The organism is Peribacillus sp. P4_C12 (genome assembly GCF_056402095.1).
This window is the reverse complement of record NZ_JBFUIB010000659.1, coordinates 1-1752: the sequence shown is the minus strand read 5'-3', so window position 1 is coordinate 1752 and position 1752 is coordinate 1. Positions and strand designations below refer to the sequence as shown.

Here is a 1752-nt window from a genome sequence, read left to right as displayed (position 1 = left end):
CTTCCTCCGTGAGCAGGGTATTTAAACGCCTCCATCATCGACTTCGCATTACCAGTTGCGTCAAATACAACGGTAGGCATTTCTCCATTTGTCAACTCGGCTAATTTCTCTAATGGTTGATCCAAAACGTTCAACGAATAATCTGCCTTTGCCCATTTACTAGCAAACGCAAGGCGCTCATTGTTTACATCCATTGCAATTACTTTCGCTCCTTGTTCTTTAGCAAATGCCATAACTCCTAATCCTATTGGACCTGCACCAATAACAAGTGCAAACTCCCCTTCTTGAATCGCAGCACGTCTAACCGCGTGAGCCCCTATACTTAAAGGCTCTATCATAGCTGATTGATCTAGGGTAAGCCCTTCAGTTTTCACTAAATGATCATAAGGAACCGTTATCCATTCACGCATTCCCCCTTCTATATGTACACCCAACACTTTCATACTCGTACAGCAGTTCGTTTTTCTGCTTTTACAAGCAATACATTTTCCACACTCCATATATGGAATGATCGAGACTTGATCACCAACTTTAAGTCCCGATGCATTCTCAGGGATGGATTCAATATGTCCAGATAGTTCATGACCAAGTATCCGTGGATAGCTAAAAAATGGTTGATTACCTCCGTAAGCATGAATGTCCGTTCCACATATTCCAATGCGCCTCACACGAATTAAAGCTTCTCCTGAGTTTGGAACAGGTTGTTCAGCCTCTATCATTTTAAATTGATAAGGTTGCTCACAGACTATACTTTTCACAAAATAACACTCCTTTTTTTATATTTTAAATCTACTAAAAAGATGAGAAAATTACCTATTTTAAAGAATGACTCCCTCTTTAAAAATGCTTATCTCCCTATAGCCGAATTGTTCATTATTGGTTTTCTTTTCACCAGATGCAAGCTCAAGAATGTAACGGAATAAATCATGCTTTAATTCATCTATGTTTTGACCTTCAATTAACTGTCCCGCATTATAATCAATCCAATGCTTTTTGCGTTTGGCTAAATCTGAGTTTGTCGCTATTTTCACAGTAGGCACCGGGCCGCCAAATGGTGTTCCTCTTCCTGTGGTAAATAGAACGATATGAGCCCCTGATGCTGCCAAAGCCGTAACCGATATCAAGTCATTACCAGGAGCATTGACCAAATTCAGTCCATGTTTTACTACTCGTTTGCCATATGGATTGACATCTACAACCGTAGCATGACCGCCTTTTTGCGTACATCCGAGTGATTTTTCCTCCAGTGTACTAATACCACCTTCTTTATTTCCAGGTGAAGGATTTTCATAAATTTCCTGGTCATGCCGAATAAAATATTGTTTAAAATCATTAATAAGATGAACGATTTTATTAAATGTTTCTTCATCCTTTGCCCGGTTCATTAATATAGTTTCCGCTCCAAACATCTCTGGAACCTCTGTCAAAATCGTTGTCCCACCATTTTCAACAATAAGATCGGATACCGCTCCAACTAGTGGATTGGCGGTAATACCTGAAAAACCATCAGACCCTCCACACTTTAATCCTATTTTCAACTTTGAAACCGGTATCGGCTGGCGTTCAAATTGTTCCGCATATCCCACTAATTCTTCCAATAAACGTAAGCCGCTCTCTAATTCGTCATTAACCTCTTGGGCTTTGAGAAATTTAATACGATTCGGGGGAAACTCGCCAATGACTTCTTTAAATACTTCAATTTGATTATTTTCACATCCTAATCCCACAACCAATACTCCGGCTGCATTCGGG

Annotated in this window: 2 protein-coding genes; both read right to left on the bottom strand. The window is 39.8% G+C overall.

Annotated features, from left to right (window positions below):
- A partial coding sequence (locus AC1DUW_RS27715) for a zinc-binding alcohol dehydrogenase family protein (protein WP_477644040.1) occupies positions 1-758 on the bottom strand: 758 nt, incomplete at its 3' end.
- Between the two features lie 60 nt (positions 759-818).
- Positions 819-1752, bottom strand: a 934-nt coding sequence (locus AC1DUW_RS27710; RefSeq protein ID WP_477644039.1) for a UxaA family hydrolase, incomplete at its 5' end; no start/stop codon positions are given.